Source organism: Amycolatopsis sp. cmx-11-51 (assembly GCF_047608665.1).
In the GTDB taxonomy this organism is placed as follows: domain Bacteria; phylum Actinomycetota; class Actinomycetes; order Mycobacteriales; family Pseudonocardiaceae; genus Amycolatopsis.
In genome coordinates this window covers 1,689,179-1,704,960 of sequence record NZ_JADNQO010000001.1, presented here as the reverse complement: position 1 = coordinate 1,704,960, position 15,782 = coordinate 1,689,179, and the positions used below count along the sequence as shown (strand labels likewise).

Sequence of the window (15,782 nt, the reverse complement as noted above, 5' to 3'; positions counted from 1 at the left end):
CTTTCATCGCGAATTTCGCGATGAAAGCCCCGTTCATCACACCGGCTGGGCCGGTCAGGCGAGTTCGACGGCCAGCCAAAGCCCACCGGTGGCTTTCGCCGTCGACTCTGACGGAGCGCGACCGGACCGCGACCGATCGTCGCGGACCGATCCCGATCATGCGACACGCTTAGCACACCCTGCCGCACGAGAGTCGAACGCCTGTTCTAGGATGTGCCGGGTACCACCCCACACCCGGGCAAGGAGACGACACCGACGATGACCGTGGATGCCATGACACGCACTGACGCCGTGTCCGATGAAGCGGCTACTGAAGCGCCCGTCGACTCGAAGCCGCAGGCAGAGTCCACCGAGACGGCCGAGAACGCGACGGCCACCGAGACCGGGGACTCCCCGGCCGAAGACGAGACGGAGACCCCCGCCGAAGCCACGGCGGACTCCCCCAAGCCCAAGCGTGGCCGCCCGAAGGTCGCCACGACGGCGAAGAAGACCCGCACCGTCGAGCTGATCCTCACGGTCACCGGCACCGCCGACGGCGAGTGGCAGGCCGAGCTCAAGAACGGCAGCAAGTGGGTGGCGAAGGGTCTGGAGATCCCGGCCGCCGCCGTGTCCCGTGCCGCCAAGGAGCTGCACTCGGACTTGTCCGGTCCGATCGACGAGGTCATCAACGCGGCCCGCGAGCTGCAGGCCGCGAAGGTGGCCCAGCTCGAAGCCGAGCTGGAGAAGGCGAAGCTGGCTCTGGCCGAGCTGGACGCGTAAGACTTTCCTCCCGACCGGGGCGGACGCTGGAACTTCAGTGTCCGCCCCGGTTTCTTTTACCCGCCGATCGGCGGTCGCCCCGGCAGCGGCGTCTTGAACTCGACCCACCGACTGTCCACAATGGCCTCGACACTGTGCGGGACACCTCGTGGATGGACGATCGTCCCGCCTGCTTCGAGCGTGACCTCGCACCCGTCGAGGGTGCCGCGCAGCGAACCCGAAACCAGGTACACGATGCTGTCGTGATCGTGGTTGTGCACGGGAGAAGCGACACCGGCCGGATAGAAGATCTCGTACGCCAGACCGCCTTCCGCCGTGGCGAGCGTCCGGAACCGGCCCTGCCCGCCGAGCAGCGGCAGACCCTCCACCGTGGACATCGGCCGCCAGTTCATCGCGCGGGCTCCAGCGCCGCTTCCTCTTCGCGATCCGGATCACGGGCGAGGACGACGCCGATGATGCTGACGACCGCCGTCGCGAGCAGGTACACGCCGATCGCGACCCAGGTGCCGTAGCCTGCGAGCAGCGCGGTCAGCAGCAGTGGCGCCGGCGCCCCGCCGATGACCCCGGCGAGGGTGTAGGCGAGCGAACTGCCGGTATAGCGCAGGCGCGGCGAGAACTGCTCGGTGACGAGCGCGGCTTGCGGCCCGTACAACGCGGCGTGGATGACCAGCGCGAGCACGATGCCGGTCACCAGCATGAAGAACGAACCACCGCTGACCATCGGGAAGAAAACGAACGGCCAGATCCCGGCGGCGACGGTCGCGACCAGGTACATCTTGCGCCGCGAGACCCGGTCCGAAAGCGCGCCGAACAGCGGCATCAAGAACAGCTGGAACGCCGAACCGATCATCACCGCGGCCAAGCCCGCGCCGCGCGAGAGGTCGGTGTGCGTGGTGACATAGGTGAGGACGAAGACGGTGAACAGCGCGTACAGCACGTCCGGGCAGACACGGATCAGGACGGCCGCGACCAGCGCGCGGCGTTCCGTGCGGAAGACCTCCGAGATCGGCGCCGACGAGCGCTCGCCGCGCTCCTGGATCTGTTTGAAGACCGGCGTTTCCTCCAGTTTGAGCCGGATCCACAGGCCGAAACCGACCAGCGCGCCCGACAGCAGGAACGCGATCCGCCAGCCCCAGCTGGTGAACTGGTCCTCGGTGAGCAGCGCGGCGAGGATGGCGAGGACACCGTTGGCGAGCAGGTTGCCCGCGGGCGGGCCGATCTGCGCGGCCGACGCCCAGAACCCGCGTTTGTTCGGATCCCCGAACTCACTCGACAGCAGGACGGCGCCACCCCATTCGCCGCCGATGCCGACACCCTGCGCGAATCGCAGCGCCACGAGCAGGATGGCCGCGAAGCCGCCGATGTTCTCGTACGTCGGCAGGACACCGATGAGGAACGTCGCGACACCGGTGAGCACGAGTGTCATGACCAGGATCCGCTTACGGCCGAGCACGTCGCCGAGGCGGCCGAAGATGAACCCGCCGAGCGGCCGGGCGAGGTAGCCGACGGCGTAGGTGGAGAACGCCGCCATCGTGCTCGCGAGCTGGTCTTCCGAGGGGAAGAAGAGGTGCCCGAAGATCGTCGCGGCCGCCACCGAATAGGCCGCGAAGTCGTACCACTCGAGCGCTGTTCCCGAGAGGCTGGCCGCGAAGGCCTTGTGCAGCGAGCGCCGGTCACCGGCTGGTGAGGTCATGTCCACATCCCGTCAGTTCGAGGTCCTCAACCCCGCCGGGAGGGGTTGAATTGCGGATATACTCCTTGTATACAAGCTGTATGCGCAACCCCCAATCTCGGAGGACAGATGCCTGAGCTGCGTTTCACCCTTCCCGACGGCCAGGAGCGGCGGACCGAGGTCCACACGCTGCTGAACGCCGGATACGCCGGTCGCAGCCAGGAAGACGTCGCCGCCCACGTGGCCGAGCTGGCCGAACTCGGCGTCCCCGCGCCCTCGGTGATCCCGGCGCTCTACCCGGTCGCGCCGTATTTGGCGAGCCAGACCGGTGAGGTCCCCGTGCAGCACGAGCGGACCTCCGGCGAGGCCGAGTGGGCCATCGTCATCACCGGCCCCGCACCCGAGGACGTCCTCCTGACCGCCGCTTGCGACCACACCGACCGCGCCCTCGAAGCGCACGGCGTCGCGTGGAGCAAGAACGCCGGCCCCGACGTCCTCGCCGCCAAAGCCTGGCGTCTCGTCGACGTCCAAGACCGGCTCGACGATCTCACGCTGTCCGCCTGGGCCGGGGAAGCCCTGATCCAGCAAGGAAGACTCGCGGAACTGCTGCCGCCGTCGTACTGGCTGGACGTGCTGCGCGAACGCGGCCTGCACGCTCCGGGCACCGTGCTGATCTCGGGAACGATCCCGATGGTGCACGGTGTCGACCAGTTCGCCGATTCCTGGCGCGTGGAACTGGGCGACCCGGCGACCGGCGAAACGATCGAACTCGCCTACAACGTGCGGCGGCTGCCCGAACCGATCGGCTGAAGCAGTTCGGCGAGGAAGGCCTTCATCGGCAACTCGCGCTAGACGCGGCGGCGGCGGGTCGCGGCGACCTCGATCTCCCAGCACAACCCGACGCCGTGTCGCTGCCAGGTGGGGACTTCGGCGAAGTCGACGCCGTGGGCGAACAGCAGTTCGTTCCTCCCCACGAGAAGTGGTCGACGACATCCTCGGACGTCGTGCCGAGCCAGACCCGGCCGTCGAAGGGCGCGGGCACCCCGGGCGGAGATCGACACGAGCTTCTCGACACCACGACCGAAGAGGTCCGCGGCGGGATCGAGCAGGATCGAGATCTCGTCGCTTTCCGTGTAGACGTAACTTGGAAAAGCCCATGCCGTCGAAAACCGACGGTGTACGAGCATCCGGAGCTGGCGGAATAAGGCTTGCCTCAATTGAACGAAAAGTTTTCCTCTCGCCGTCTCCCGTTCTTCGTGTTTCACTGAAACAGTGACCAAAACTGTGTCGACAGCACATCCTCACGAGCCCCACGAGGACCTCGGAGGGAAGCTGAACTGGCTGCGCGCCGGGGTACTCGGCGCGAACGACGGGATCGTGTCGGTGGCGGGCATCGTGGTCGGCGTCGCGGGCGCGACCACCGACTCCACCGCGATCGCGACCGCGGGAATCGCGGGCCTGGTCGCCGGAGCGCTTTCGATGGCGGGCGGTGAATACGTCTCGGTGAGCACCCAGCGCGATACCGAACGCGCGCAGTTGAGGCTGGAAAAGCGCGAACTGAAAGAGATGCCCGAAGCCGAAGAACGGGAACTGGCGGAAATTTACGAGGCGAAGGGACTTTCCCCGGAACTCGCCGCCGAGGTCGCCCGCGAACTGACCGAAAAGGACGCGCTGCAGGCGCACGCCGAGGCCGAACTCGGCATCGATCCGAACAATTTGACCAGCCCCTGGCAGGCGGCGTGGGCCTCGCTGGTGGCGTTCACCGTCGGCGCCCTGCTGCCGCTGCTGGCGATCGTGTGGACGTCGACCTCGGCGCGGGTCTGGGCGTGCGCTTCGGCGGTCGTGGTCGGGCTGGTGCTGACCGGGGTCCTGAGCGCGAAACTCGGCGACGCCCGGGTCGGTCGCGCGATCGCGCGGAATGTCGGCGTCGGGGCGCTGACGATGCTGGTGACGTACTACGTCGGCGTGCTCTTCGGGACGACCGTGGCGTAAACCCCGAACGTAAGGAAAGACCCCTTCTCCGCGAATTCGCGGAGAAGGGGTCTTTCATCGCACCTTCGAGGATCACTCGTCGGCACGGGAAAGAGCGTCAGTGAACGCCCTTCATCAGCTTGCGGATCATCGGCGTCGCCAGCAGGAGCGCCACACCGACCACGATGGCCACTCCGCCGACGATGCTGAAGTACGGCGCTTCGTCCTCCACCGAGTAGTACTCGGCGAGCTTCCCGGACATCGCGGTACCGAGCGAAATGGACAGGAAGTTCAGCGCCACCATCTGTGTCCGGAACGCCTTCGGCGCGAGTTTGGTCGACAGCGAGAGGCCGACCGGCGAAAGCATCAGTTCCGCCATGGTGAACACGAACAGGATGCCTGCCAGCGCCAGCAGCGGGCTCGCGTTCTCGCCGCTGCCGACCATCGGGAGGAACAGCAGGAACGCCGCGCCCATGGTGACCGTGCCGAGCACGAACTTGATCGGCGAGGACGGCTGCTTCGAGCCGAGTTTCGTCCAGATCGCCGCGATCACCGGCGCGAACAGGATGATGAACACCGGGTTGATCGAGTTGACCCACGCCACCGGCATCTCCCAGCCGAAGACGGTGCGGTTCAGTCGCTCGTCGGTGTAGGCCGCGACGACGGTGAACTGCTGCTGGTACAGCGAGAAGAACGCCGCGCTCGCGATGAACATGGGGATGAACGAGTACACCCGGCTGCGTTCGTCGGAGGTGATCTTCTTGCTGCTGATGATCACCACGAAGTAGATCACCGAGATGACCGCGACGGCCCAGACGACGACGTCGACCAGGTTCTCCGGGTTGATGACCCCGAAGACCACCAGCAGCACGATCGCGGCGATACCGACGGCCGTGCCGCCGAACACCAGCGGACGCTTCGACGCGGGCAGCGGGTTCGGGATCTCGCTCGCCTTGTCGCCGAGGTTCTTGCGGCCGATCGTGTACTGGATCAGGCCGAGCGCCATGCCGACCGCGGCGAGCCCGAAACCGACGTGGAAGCCGATCTCGCTCTGCGCGAGCCCGGTCAGCAGCGGGCCGACGAAGCCACCGATGTTCACGCCCATGTAGAAGATCGTGAAACCGCCGTCGCGACGCTCGTCGCCTTCCGCGTACAGCGTCCCGACGATGGCCGTGGCGTTGGACTTCAGCCCGCCACTGCCGACGGCCACGCATACGAGGCCGACGCCGATACCCGCCAGGCCCGGCAGCACGGCGAGGCTGACGTGACCGATCATGATCAAAATCGCGCTGTAGAACAGCGTCCGTTCGGAGCCCAGTACGCGGTCCGCGACCCAGGCGCCGATCACGGCCGACAGGTAGACCATGCCGCCGTACGCGCCGACGATGCCGAGCGCGGAGGCCTTCGGCAGCGCCAGGCCGCCCTGACTGACTTCGTAGTAGAGATAGATGGGGAGGATGCCGAGCATCCCGTAGTACGAGAATCGCTCCCACATCTCGACGCCGAAGAGGTTCGCCAACCCTCGTGGGTGCCCGAAGAACCTCGTGTCTTGCTGGACCTCGGTAGAGGTACTCACCATGCCGTCCTTATCGAAGACATCGTTGTCGGTTTCCAGTCCACATGCTAGAAGTCCAGCATGTGGACTGGAACCCGACGTCGGCGATGAGCTTGTGGCAACCATCATGAACGTGAGATTTCCGCAGCTCGAAGCATTAAAATCGTGTCAAGGTGCGCCGGGAAGTCTGGTCGGCAACAGTATTCGTGTTGCCTAACTCCGGAGGACGCCGTGACCACCGGCCCCAACCGTCCCGCGAAGGCCGTCGTCGCTGACTTCGCCCGCTATCTCCGCACCGAGACCACCGGCGGGTTGATCCTGCTCGGGGCCACCGCCATCGCCTTGCTTTGGGCGAATTCACCCATCGACGACATTTACCGCGCGATCCGCGATTTCCGGCTCGGGCCCGAATTCCTCCACCTCGACCTGACGCTCGGCGACTGGGCCAAGGACGGCCTGCTCGCGTTGTTCTTCTTCGTCGCGGGACTCGAACTCAAACGCGAACTCGTGGTCGGTGAACTCTCGCGGTTCAAACAGGCGATCCTGCCCGTGGTGGCCGCGATCGGCGGCATGGTCGTCCCCGCACTGGTCGCGCTCGCCGTCGGCTGGGGGGCGCCGGGCATCGAACGCGCGTGGGCCGTCCCGGTCGCCACGGACATCGCGTTCGCGCTCGGTGTCCTCGCCCTGACCGCGTCGAACCTGCCCAGCAGCGCCCGGGTCTTCCTGCTGTCACTGGCGGTGGTCGACGACCTCGGCGCGATCCTCATCATCGCGATCCTGTTCACCGCGAAGTTCGACCTCGTCGCCGCGGGTGTCGCCGTCGTCGCCCTCGCGCTCTACGCCTACCTGCAGCACCGCCGCGTCCGCAGCGCCTGGATCTACGTGCCGCTGGCCTTGATCACCTGGGTCGCGGTGCACTCGGCGGGCGTCCACGCCACCATCGCCGGCGTCGCGCTCGGCCTGCTCACCCGCGTCCGCGCCGACGAAGGCGAGGAGCACGCACCGGCGATCCGGCTCGAACACCGGGTGCAGCCGTGGTCGGCCGCGGTCGCGGTGCCGTTGTTCGCGCTGTTCGCGGCCGGGATCAAGGTCGACGGCGAATCGCTCGGCGCGGTGTTCACCACGGCGTTGCCGCTGGCCGTGCTGGTCGGGCTGGTCGGCGGGAAGCTGATCGGGATTTTCGGCGCCAGCCTGCTCGCGGTGAAGTTCAAGCTCGCGGAGAAACCCAGGGGCATGGGCTGGCGGGACATCGGCGCGCTGTCGATGCTCGGCGGCGTCGGGTTCACCGTGAGCCTGCTGATCGCGGATCTCGCGCTCGACGGGGATTCCGTCGAATCGGCGAAGGCGGCGGTGCTGATCGCGTCGGCCATCGCCTCGCTTTCGGCCGCCGCGATGCTCGTGCACCGCAGCCGCGTGCACGCGCGGGAGGATTAACCCGGTCGGCCGAAGGCCCCGCTATCCCGGCGGCAAGGCGCCCATAATCGCTACTCAGAGTGGCGATACCCGGCCGCGCCTGGCGACGCGATCGCGGTCGCGGGCTCGCCGAAGGACACTGAGCACGCGACACTCGGCGGTCCGTCGCGCCCTGGATGAGGGCACGTGGCACGATGACCGGTGTGAGCAGCCCCAAGCACGAACGCACCGGCCCCGACGGCGTGGGGGCCGTGCCCTACCTCCCCCTGTCGAGCGATGACGACGTGGTAGCGAGCGAGCAGTCCCTCGGGAAGCTCGTCGGCGATGCCACACAGCACGTTTCGACGCTGATCCGCGCCGAGGTCGAACTGGCGAAGTCCGAGGTCGTCGCGGAGGCGAAGAAGGGCGTAAAGGGCGCCATCTTCTTCCTGGTCGCGCTGGTCATCGGGCTGTACAGCTCGTTCTTCTTCTTTTTCTTCCTCGGCGAACTGTTGTCGGAGTTCCTGCAGCGCTGGGCGGCGTTCCTGATCGTGTTCGGGCTGATGCTCGTCTCGACCGCGGTCGCGGGCTTCCTCGGCTACCGCAAGGTGAAGAAGATCAGGGCGCCGGAACGCACGATCAACAGCTTCAAGGACACCGCCGCCGCGTTCAAGTCGCGGCACGGCGACGAAGACCAAGACTGAGTCTTCGAGCGGTGCGGGCGACACCGGATCCGTCGATCGTCCGGATCGACGGTCCGTGGACCCATCGTGACGTCTCGGCGAACGGCATCCGGCTGCACGTCGCCGAACTCGGCGAAGGACCGGTGGTCCTGCTTCTGCACGGGTTCGCCGAGTTCTGGTGGACCTGGCATCACCAGCTGACCGCGCTCGCCGCCGCCGGTTTCCGCGCGGTCGCGGTGGATCTGCGCGGGTACGGGGATTCGGACAAGCCCCCGCGCGGCTACGACGCCTGGACGCTCGCGGGCGACGTCGGCGGGCTGATCAAGTCGCTCGGCGTCCGCAAGGCCCACCTCGTCGGACATGCCTGGGGCGGCATGCTCGCGTGGACGGTGGGCGCACTGCACCCCCGGCTGGTCTCCTCGGTCAGCGTGCTGGGCGGCGCGCATCCGCTGGCGTTGCGCCGGGCCGTCCGGCGACCGGGGCAGCTGCGTGCTTCAGGACATCTGTTCCGCTTCCAGCTGCCGATGACGCCGGAGAAATGGCTGGTCAAGGACGACGCGCTCGCCGTCGAGGAGCTGTTCCGCACCTGGTCCGGTCCACAATGGACGGGTACGCCGGATTTCGCCGAAACCGTGCGGACGTTCCGGCAGGCGATGCTCGTGCCGGGAGTTCCGCACAGCGCGCTCGAGTACTACCGATGGGCGTTCCGCGCGCAGTTCCGCGGCGAAGGTCGCCGGTTCAGCGAAGCATTGCGAGGCCGCTACGCCGCCCGAGTGCTGCAACTGCACGGTGAGGACGACCGGTGCGTCCTGCCGGACACCGCCGCCGCGTCGCGCCGTTGGGCCCCGGACGCGCGACTCGAACGCTGGCCCGGCATCGGGCACTTCCCGCATCTGGAGGCCCCGGAGCGCACTTCGGGCGCGTTGGTGGACTTCCTCCGTATCTTGGAAACATGACCGAGCGCAAACCGACGGGCGTGTCGTTCGAGTCCTGGGTGGACCGGCAGATCCGTGCCGCACAGGCGAAGGGCGACTTCGATGACCTGCCCGGCGCGGGGAAACCGCTGCCGAAGACCGACGGCAAGGACACCGCGCTGGCCTGGGTGGTGAACAAGGTCCGCGACGAAGGACACGACGTTTCCGCGCTGCTGCCGCCGTCCTTGACGATCGCCAAGGAACTCGACGACCTGCCGGACACGCTCGCCCGCGTACGCCGGGAGGCACGGGTGCGAGAGATCGTCGAGGACCTGAACGAACGGATCCGTACCGAGCACCGGCGCCCGGCGGGCGGGCCGGTGCTGCGGGCGCGGCCTTTGGACGTCGAGGAGACCGTGGCTTCTTGGCGGCAGGGCCTCTCACCGGACCGCTGATCCCCCTCGCGCGTGCCATGAACGGTCCGTTACTTGCAAATTTTGCAAGTAACGGACCGTTCATGGCACGTTTCGCACCCTCGGGGCGCGGAGAGCTGAAGGGGAAACTCAAGCTCCGTTCATCTCACGCGGGAAGGCTGCGAAAGGGCTAGCTCGCGCAGGGCCCGGTCGACGTGTTCGCGCTCAGCGACGAAGCCGTGTCCACCACCGGCCGCACCTGCTCCGACGTCAGCGTGAAGCCGGTCTCGGGATCCTCGACGGCCGCGCCGAAGACGACCCCGATGACCTCGCCGTCGGGGTTGATCATCGGCCCGCCCGAATTGCCGCTGCGGACCTGCCCGCGCACGGTGAACACGTCCCGCTGCACGGTGTTGGACTCGTAGATGTCCGGCCCCCGCAGGTTGATCCGGCCGCGCACCCTGGCGGACGTCGCGGTGTACGGGCCGTCGAGCGGGTAGCCGAGCACGATCGCGTCGTCGCCGGCCCGCGCGACCTGCTGTTTGAAGGGGAGCACCGGCGCCTGCAGCCGTGGCACCGCGAGCACGGCGACGTCGGCCTCCGGGTCGAAATAGACGACGCGGGCCGCGAACTTGCCCAAAGTCGACTCGATGGCGACCTCGTCGGTGCCCGCGACGACGTGCGCGTTCGTCATCACCCGCTGCGGTGCGATGACGAAACCGCTGCCTTCCAGCGCCCGTGAGCACGAGGTCGCGTTGCCGCGGATCTTCACCACGCTGCCGTGCACCTGCTTGACGATCTGCTTCGCCTGCAGCGCGGTGTCCGGCGGGCTGGTGTCCTGGACGTTCGGCTTCTGGAAGGGGTCCACAATGGACGGGAAGCCGGACGCGTCGAGCAGTTTCCGCAGTTCGCTCGGGAAGCCCTGGGCCGCCTCCGGCATGACGTCGTTGACGCCGCCGAGCACGACCGAGCTGTTGATCGACTTCGCCAGCCCCGGCACTCCCGATACCGCCGTGAGCGGCGTCGCGATCAGCCACGCGACCACGAACACGACGGCGGCCTGCACCACCGCGCCGAGTGTCTTGTCGACACCGGAAAGCTTGTCCGGATTGATTTTCTGCCGCAGCTTCCGCCCGGTCCAGACACCGAGGGTCTCGCCGAGCGCGACCAGGAACACCACGGTCGCCACCGCGAAGGCGACCTTCGCCGCCGGATGCTCGAAGAGTTCGACGACCAGCGGCGCGATCTTGATCCCCGCTAGCGCGCCCAGCACCACCCCGACCAGCGAAGGCAGGGCGATGATCACCCCCTGGAACGCGCCGGACACGCCCGCCAGGAGCGCGAGCAGGATCACCAGTACGTCAACCCAGTTCACCGGCGCCTACTCCTTCTCCGGCACTTGCCGCCCGTCGACCCGCGCCTGATGTTCGGCCAACGCTACGTCAAGCTCTCGGACGTCGCCGTGGTCCCAGTCGCGTTCCCAGCCGCCGAGCGACAGCGTCATCGCCAGCAGGCCGCCCGTGAAGCCCCAGACGAACAGACCGCCGACGTCGAACGCCGGCCCCTTCCAGCCGAAGCCCTCGCGCTCGACTTGGAACCGGTTGGCCGGGTCGGTGAGTTCGGCGATTGGCACCCTGGCCACCGCCGCCGTCTCGCCGGGATCGACCGCGTGCACCGGGGACGGCGTCCGCCAGTAGGCGAGCACGGGCGTCACGGCGAACCCGGACACCGGCACGAACAGTTCGGGGAAGACCGCCAGCGGCAGCACGCCGGAAGGCACGACGCCGGTCTCCTCCTCCGCCTCGCGCAGCGCGGTGCCGACCGGCCCGTCGTCCCCGGGCTCGGCGCCCCCGCCGGGGAAGGAGACCTGACCGGCGTGCGAGCCGAGGGTGTCGGCGCGGCGCTGGAGCAGGACGTCCGGCCCCCGCGGGCCCTCGCCGAAGAGCATCAGGACGGACGCCGGCCGGTAGCTGGCGTCCGGCGGGACGCTGAACCGGCTGAAGGTGTCCGCGCCGACGTCTCCGCTGATCTTGACCAGCGGTTGCAACCAGGCGGGCACGGCATCGGTGTCCACGAGGGGGCCGGTCATGGTGTCCCTTCCACAGCGGCGCGCACCTGCTCAGTGTTCAGGAAAACGCGTGGGTTCTCGATGAGCCGGACGTCTCCGCCCCCCGTGACCAGGTACGTCGCGGGAAGGGATGGAGGGACCTTCAGTGCCATCCGCACGGGCCCCGACTGTCCGTCACCGTCGAACACGGACGGCAGCCGGACGCCCAGTTCGGCCAGCATCGCCAGCCCGTCGGCCCCGGAACTCGCGACCTGGGCGAGGAGTACCCGAGCGGCACCGGCCTGCGCGGCGTACTCCTGGAGCAGCGGCAGTTCGGCACGGCACGGCTGGCACCACGAAGCCCACAGGTTGACCAGCACGGGACCGCCGGAAAGCACCCTGGCGAGGTCGACCCGGGAGCCATCACCGAGGCATTCGACATCGACCCCGCGCAGCTTCGCCACCTCACCCGGCCCGGGCGGCGGACACGCGGTGAGCGCGGCCTTCGCGCGGGCGGCCGTGAGATCCCCCGACGTCTTGACCTGCGCCCGGTCGTCACGGGCCGTGAGCAACGCGACGAGCAAAGCCACCACCAGCACGGCGGCGCCGAGCGCCAATTTGGTGACCCTGGTCACCGGCGCGCCGCCAGATCCAGGATGTGCTCACGTTCCTCGCCCTTGACCAGCTTCGCGGCTTCTTCGAACCCTGTCGGGCCGGCTCCGTACGAGGGGCACATCTTGGCCAGCGGACAGGCGCCACAGGCGGGTTTGCGGGCGTGACAGACGCGGCGGCCGTGGAAGATCGTCCGGTGCGAGAGGAGCGTCCACTCCTTGCGCGGGATCAGCTCGCCGACGGCGTGCTCGACCTTGACCGGGTCTTCCTCCTCGGTCCAGCCCCAGCGGCGGACCAGGCGGCCGAAATGGGTGTCGACGGTGATCCCTGGCACCCCGAAGGCGTCACCGAGCACGACGTTGGCCGTCTTGCGGCCGACACCGGGCAGCGTGACGAGGTCCTTCAGCTTACCGGGGACTTCACCGTCAAAGCGCTCCACCAGCGCGGCGCCCAGCCCCAGCACCGAGTTCGCCTTGGCGCGGAAGAACCCCGTCGACCGGAGGTACTCCTCGAGTTCGGCGCGATCGGCACCGGCGTAGTCGGCGGCACTTCGATAGCGCGCGAACAGCGCGGGCGTGACCTGGTTCACGCGGACGTCGGTGGTCTGTGCCGACAGCACGACCGCGACCAGCAGTTCGAGCGGAGTGGTGAAGTCAAGCTCGCAGTGCGCGTCCGGGAACTCGTCGTCGAGGCAACGCTTCATCCGCCTGGCGCGTCTCACCAACGCGAGCCGGCTTTCACCTTTACCCCCCGCACGGGGGGCATTGGTGAGGGCAGGGGGCACCCCGATAGCCTACGGGCGCCATCGGACGAGCCAGTGGGGAGCACCCGCCGGTCGACGGCCGACACGCCAGAGCACCACCTCGGCGCTTCGATCGAGGACGCCATGAGCGAGGATCTGGAGTAATGCACAATTTTTCGGAATTCCCGGGGCAGGGCGCATGACCGTCTGGTTCGTCATCCTCGTTCCCTTGGTGATCATGTTCTTCGCGCTGTTCATGGAACGCGTGGAGACCAGGCTCAAGCACGTCGCGGTGCAGGAGAACGAAGTCGAGGAGTTCCTCGAGCAGGCGCAGCCCAACGAGGTCCGGGCACTTTACGGGCACGGAATCGGGCGCGCGCTCGAGCTGTTCCGGCTGCGCAGGCTGGGCGGGAAGGCGGCCAGGCTACGCGCGCGACGCGTGCGGAGTTAGGCTCCACGTTCGAGCGAGATCATTCCCGGCACGGACGCGCCTGCGGCGTGCCGACGAGCGATCTCGCGCGCACGACCTAGACTGACGCACAAGTGAGCGGCGACACGGTCCCCGGCAGTGGGGGATCGACGTCGTATCTCGATGAGGAGGCACCCGAGGTGGACGAAACCCTGGCCCGAGCGGGCATTTTCCAGGGTGTTGAGCCGGCAGCCGCCGAGGCGCTGGCACAGACCTTGGAATCCGTGGAGTTCCCTCGCGGGCATGTCATCTTCAACGAGGGTGAACCCGGCGACAAGCTTTACATCATCCAGTCCGGCAAGGTGAAGATCGGCCGCAAGTCACCGGACGGCCGCGAGAACCTGCTGGGCATCTTCGGCCCGTCCGACATGTTCGGCGAGCTGTCCATTTTCGACCCCGGCCCGCGGACGTCCAGCGCGACGACCGTCACCGAGGTCCGCGCGGTGACGATGGACCGCCCGGCGCTGCGGCAGTGGATCTCCACCCGCCCGGAGATCGCCGAGCAGTTACTGCGCGTGGTCGCCCGTAGGCTGCGCCGGACGAACAACATGGTCGCCGAGCTGATCTTCACCGACGTCCCCGGCCGTGTCGCCAGGGCGCTGCTCCAGCTCGCGCAGCGGTTCGGCAGCCAGGAAGCCGGTCTGCTGCGGGTCACGCACGACCTGACGCAGGAAGAGATCGCCCAGTACGTCGGCGCTTCGCGCGAGACCGTCAACAAGGCTCTCGCCGACTTCGCGCACCGTGGCTGGCTGCGGCTCGAGGGCAAGAGCGTCCTGATCCTGGACCCGGAGCGCCTGGCCCGCCGCGCCCGGTAGGTAACTGACGGTACCCCGCAACTGCCGCGAGTAGTCCTCTACTTGCGGCAGTTGTGCGTTCAAGTACCGCAAGTAGAGGACTACTCGCGGGAGAGACAACGAAGAGCCGGGCGCCACCCCCGACGTGGCGCACCGGCTCTTCGCTGTGCGCGGGCCATCCCCCGACGATCCGCGCTCCCCGCCCTCCGGAAACAAGGCCCCGACCCGTACACCGGAGGGAGCTGGGAGTTCCTGTGTTGTCGTACAACCATCCACGGCCGCCGGCCGTGAACTCAAGTTCTTTCACTCTCAAGGACGCCATCTGCGTCGATTTGTTGCCCCGAATGACCCAGAATGGGCCGACTGTTACTCGATCGTGATGAACCAGGGCGCTTCAATCGGCGTGGTACCCGAATTCGGCGGTGACCAAACTTACCGCCGCAGATCTGGTACTTCCGTACCAAAGTAGTTCATACTGGTACGCGTGTCCCAGTCTGTGTCCGCTTCCGCCGAGAGCCACCGCACCTCCCTCGCCGACTACCGGGCCGCGCTGACCGCGCCCGGATCCCGCGGGGCGGTCATCGCGTCCTTGCTCGCCCGCCTGCCGATCGCCATGATCGGGATTTCCGCGCTGCTCTACGTCCAGCGTGAGACGGGCTCCTTCGCCTCGGCCGGACTGGTGTCGGCCGGGTCGCTGGTCGGCGTCTCCGTCGGCGCGGTCGTGCAGGGACGGCTCATCGACCGCTTCGGGCCGACTCGGCCGCTGCTGACGACCACGGTGCTCTTCGCGCTGGCGATGACCACGCTGGTGTTCGCGATCGAGGCGCACGCGCCGACGCTCGTGCTGGTCCTCCTCGCCTTCGGCACCGGGATCACCGAGCCGATGGTCGGCTCGGCCTCGCGAGCGCTGTGGACACGGCTCCTGCCCGCCGGGCCGACACGGAACGCCGCGTTCTCGTACGAAGCCATCAGCATGGAGGTCTTCTTCATCCTCGGTCCGGGGTTCGCCGGGCTGCTGATCGCCGCACCGTGGGCGGGCACCGGCATCGTGATCGGCGCGGTGACCATGATCGCGGGTGCGGTGCTGTTCGCACTGAGCCCGACCGTGCGGTCCTGGGGACCGGCTCCGTCGTCGGGCGGCAAACTGCTCGGCGCGCTGGCCAGTCCCGGGATGCGCACACTCGCGCTCGCCGCGCTGGGCTTCGGCGCCGTGATCGGATTCGTCGAGGTCGCCGTCCCGGCCGCCGCCGCCGAGGCCGGGAACACCTCGATCGGCGGGCTGCTGCTTTCGGCTTGGTCGGTCAGTTCGGTCGCGTTCGGCGTCGCGTACAGCCTGCGCCCGTGGCCGCGGCAGATGGGCCTGCGGCTGCCGGTGCTGCTCGCCGGATTCGGCGCACTGGTGGCGCTGCTCGCGCTGCCGGGGTCGCTCTGGGGCCTCGCGCTCGCCATGCTCGCCGCGGGTGCGCTCATCACGCCGCAGTCGACGACACACTCGGCGGCCATCGAGATCGCCGCGCCGGAGGGCACGGCGGCCGAGGCGTTCGGCTGGGTGCTCACCGCGGTGACCCTCGGCCTGGCGTTCGGACAGTCGATCAGCGGCTACCTCGTCGAGCACGCGGGGCACGAAGCGGCGTTCCTCGCCGCCGGCGCCGTCGGTTTCGCGCTCGCCGCGGTGGTCTGGCTGCTACGCGGCACCTTCCGCCCCCAGCCGTCCGGAACCGTCGCCGAAGCCTCCGAACTTGTCGGTGCCGCCCGCTAA

At 68.2% G+C, this 15,782-nt stretch carries 18 protein-coding genes; 10 read left to right on the top strand and 8 right to left on the bottom strand.

The window, feature by feature from the left end; genetic code table 11:
* The first annotated feature begins 258 nt into the window (after nt 1-258).
* Nucleotides 259-759 (top strand): DUF6319 family protein, encoded by a 501-nt coding sequence (locus tag ACM6LU_RS08650; protein WP_414937002.1) that lies wholly within the window; start codon nt 259-261, stop codon nt 757-759.
* 56 nt (nt 760-815) lie between these two features.
* Here ACM6LU_RS08650 and ACM6LU_RS08645 read toward each other — a convergent pair whose 3' ends face one another.
* Together ACM6LU_RS08645 and ACM6LU_RS08640 are read right to left on the bottom strand one after the other, a co-directional pair.
* Nucleotides 816-1,151 (bottom strand): cupin domain-containing protein, encoded by a 336-nt coding sequence (locus ACM6LU_RS08645; RefSeq protein WP_414937001.1) that lies wholly within the window; start codon nt 1,149-1,151, stop codon nt 816-818.
* Nucleotides 1,148-2,452, bottom strand: coding sequence for an MFS transporter (locus tag ACM6LU_RS08640; RefSeq protein WP_414937000.1), 1,305 nt, complete (start codon nt 2,450-2,452; stop codon nt 1,148-1,150). The genes ACM6LU_RS08645 and ACM6LU_RS08640 overlap by 4 nt, the downstream gene beginning before the upstream one ends.
* 108 nt (nt 2,453-2,560) lie before the next feature.
* Between ACM6LU_RS08640 and ACM6LU_RS08635 the strand changes: the two genes are divergently transcribed.
* On the top strand, nt 2,561-3,241 hold the full coding sequence (locus ACM6LU_RS08635) for a DUF2848 domain-containing protein (RefSeq protein ID WP_414936999.1): 681 nt from the start codon (nt 2,561-2,563) through the stop codon (nt 3,239-3,241).
* A gap of 38 nt (nt 3,242-3,279) precedes the next feature.
* On the opposite strand, the gene ACM6LU_RS08630 is transcribed toward ACM6LU_RS08635, so the two are convergent.
* On the bottom strand, nt 3,280-3,618 hold the full coding sequence (locus ACM6LU_RS08630) for a hypothetical protein (RefSeq protein WP_414936998.1): 339 nt from the start codon (nt 3,616-3,618) through the stop codon (nt 3,280-3,282).
* Between the two features lie 85 nt (nt 3,619-3,703).
* Here ACM6LU_RS08630 and ACM6LU_RS08625 point away from each other — a divergent pair, with 85 nt between their 5' ends.
* On the top strand, nt 3,704-4,423 hold the full coding sequence (locus ACM6LU_RS08625) for a VIT family protein (protein ID WP_414936997.1): 720 nt from the start codon (nt 3,704-3,706) through the stop codon (nt 4,421-4,423).
* Between the two features lie 97 nt (nt 4,424-4,520).
* On the opposite strand, the gene ACM6LU_RS08620 is transcribed toward ACM6LU_RS08625, so the two are convergent.
* A complete protein-coding gene (locus ACM6LU_RS08620; protein WP_414936996.1) occupies nt 4,521-5,981 on the bottom strand; it encodes a peptide MFS transporter in 1,461 nt (486 codons plus the stop codon).
* A gap of 207 nt (nt 5,982-6,188) precedes the next feature.
* On the opposite strand from ACM6LU_RS08620, the gene nhaA reads away from it, so the two are divergent.
* From nhaA to ACM6LU_RS08600, 4 genes are all read left to right on the top strand, one after another.
* Entirely contained in the window at nt 6,189-7,391 is a 1,203-nt protein-coding gene (gene nhaA / locus ACM6LU_RS08615; protein ID WP_414936995.1) for a Na+/H+ antiporter NhaA, read from the top strand.
* A 173-nt stretch (nt 7,392-7,564) separates the two neighbouring features.
* Nucleotides 7,565-8,053: a phage holin family protein gene (locus ACM6LU_RS08610; protein WP_414936994.1), complete on the top strand. Its 489-nt coding sequence runs from the start codon at nt 7,565-7,567 to the stop codon at nt 8,051-8,053.
* 11 nt (nt 8,054-8,064) lie between these two features.
* Nucleotides 8,065-8,988, top strand: a complete 924-nt coding sequence (locus ACM6LU_RS08605) for an alpha/beta fold hydrolase (protein WP_414936993.1) — start codon at nt 8,065-8,067, stop codon at nt 8,986-8,988.
* Entirely contained in the window at nt 8,985-9,401 is a 417-nt protein-coding gene (locus tag ACM6LU_RS08600) for a DUF1992 domain-containing protein (RefSeq protein WP_414936992.1), read from the top strand. The genes ACM6LU_RS08605 and ACM6LU_RS08600 overlap by 4 nt, the downstream gene beginning before the upstream one ends.
* Nucleotides 9,402-9,549: 148 nt before the next feature.
* Here the strand turns inward: ACM6LU_RS08600 and ACM6LU_RS08595 are convergent, their stop codons facing one another.
* From ACM6LU_RS08595 to nth, 4 genes are read right to left on the bottom strand one after another with little or no spacing between them, the layout of a single operon-like run.
* On the bottom strand, nt 9,550-10,734 hold the full coding sequence (locus ACM6LU_RS08595; RefSeq protein ID WP_414936991.1) for a MarP family serine protease: 1,185 nt from the start codon (nt 10,732-10,734) through the stop codon (nt 9,550-9,552).
* A 6-nt stretch (nt 10,735-10,740) separates the two neighbouring features.
* Nucleotides 10,741-11,448 carry an NUDIX hydrolase gene (locus ACM6LU_RS08590; RefSeq protein ID WP_414936990.1) on the bottom strand — a complete coding sequence of 236 codons (708 nt, stop codon included), beginning with the start codon at nt 11,446-11,448 and terminating at the stop codon, nt 10,741-10,743.
* Nucleotides 11,445-12,041: a TlpA family protein disulfide reductase gene (locus ACM6LU_RS08585; RefSeq protein ID WP_414936989.1), complete on the bottom strand. Its 597-nt coding sequence runs from the start codon at nt 12,039-12,041 to the stop codon at nt 11,445-11,447. The genes ACM6LU_RS08590 and ACM6LU_RS08585 overlap by 4 nt, the downstream gene beginning before the upstream one ends.
* Nucleotides 12,038-12,721, bottom strand: a complete 684-nt coding sequence (nth, locus tag ACM6LU_RS08580; RefSeq protein WP_414937132.1) for an endonuclease III — start codon at nt 12,719-12,721, stop codon at nt 12,038-12,040. Before nth ends, ACM6LU_RS08585 begins: the two co-directional genes overlap by 4 nt.
* Nucleotides 12,722-12,959: 238 nt before the next feature.
* Here nth and ACM6LU_RS08575 point away from each other — a divergent pair, with 238 nt between their 5' ends.
* The 3 genes from ACM6LU_RS08575 to ACM6LU_RS08565 all read left to right on the top strand — a co-directional run bounded on the left by ACM6LU_RS08575 (nt 12,960) and on the right by ACM6LU_RS08565 (nt 15,782).
* On the top strand, nt 12,960-13,211 hold the full coding sequence (locus ACM6LU_RS08575) for a hypothetical protein (protein WP_005166943.1): 252 nt from the start codon (nt 12,960-12,962) through the stop codon (nt 13,209-13,211).
* Nucleotides 13,212-13,369: 158 nt separating this feature from the next.
* Nucleotides 13,370-14,044: a Crp/Fnr family transcriptional regulator gene (locus tag ACM6LU_RS08570; protein WP_003081747.1), complete on the top strand. Its 675-nt coding sequence runs from the start codon at nt 13,370-13,372 to the stop codon at nt 14,042-14,044.
* A 475-nt stretch (nt 14,045-14,519) separates the two neighbouring features.
* On the top strand, nt 14,520-15,782 hold the full coding sequence (locus tag ACM6LU_RS08565) for an MFS transporter (RefSeq protein WP_414937131.1): 1,263 nt from the start codon (nt 14,520-14,522) through the stop codon (nt 15,780-15,782).

Excerpts from the sequence above, each read along its gene's own strand:
- nth (WP_414937132.1), bottom strand. The coding sequence starts at position 12,721 with ATGAAGCGTTGCCTCGACGACGAGTTCCCGGACGCGCACTGCGAGCTT.
- ACM6LU_RS08635 (WP_414936999.1), top strand. The coding sequence starts at position 2,561 with ATGCCTGAGCTGCGTTTCACCCTTCCCGACGGCCAGGAGCGGCGGACC.
- ACM6LU_RS08645 (WP_414937001.1), bottom strand. The coding sequence starts at position 1,151 with ATGAACTGGCGGCCGATGTCCACGGTGGAGGGTCTGCCGCTGCTCGGC.
- ACM6LU_RS08600 (WP_414936992.1), top strand. The coding sequence starts at position 8,985 with ATGACCGAGCGCAAACCGACGGGCGTGTCGTTCGAGTCCTGGGTGGAC.
- ACM6LU_RS08650 (WP_414937002.1), top strand. The coding sequence starts at position 259 with ATGACCGTGGATGCCATGACACGCACTGACGCCGTGTCCGATGAAGCG.
- ACM6LU_RS08630 (WP_414936998.1), bottom strand. The coding sequence starts at position 3,618 with ATGCTCGTACACCGTCGGTTTTCGACGGCATGGGCTTTTCCAAGTTAC.
- ACM6LU_RS08575 (WP_005166943.1), top strand. The coding sequence starts at position 12,960 with ATGACCGTCTGGTTCGTCATCCTCGTTCCCTTGGTGATCATGTTCTTC.
- ACM6LU_RS08620 (WP_414936996.1), bottom strand. The coding sequence starts at position 5,981 with ATGGTGAGTACCTCTACCGAGGTCCAGCAAGACACGAGGTTCTTCGGG.
- ACM6LU_RS08640 (WP_414937000.1), bottom strand. The coding sequence starts at position 2,452 with ATGACCTCACCAGCCGGTGACCGGCGCTCGCTGCACAAGGCCTTCGCG.
- ACM6LU_RS08610 (WP_414936994.1), top strand. The coding sequence starts at position 7,565 with ATGACCGGTGTGAGCAGCCCCAAGCACGAACGCACCGGCCCCGACGGC.
- ACM6LU_RS08590 (WP_414936990.1), bottom strand. The coding sequence starts at position 11,448 with ATGACCGGCCCCCTCGTGGACACCGATGCCGTGCCCGCCTGGTTGCAA.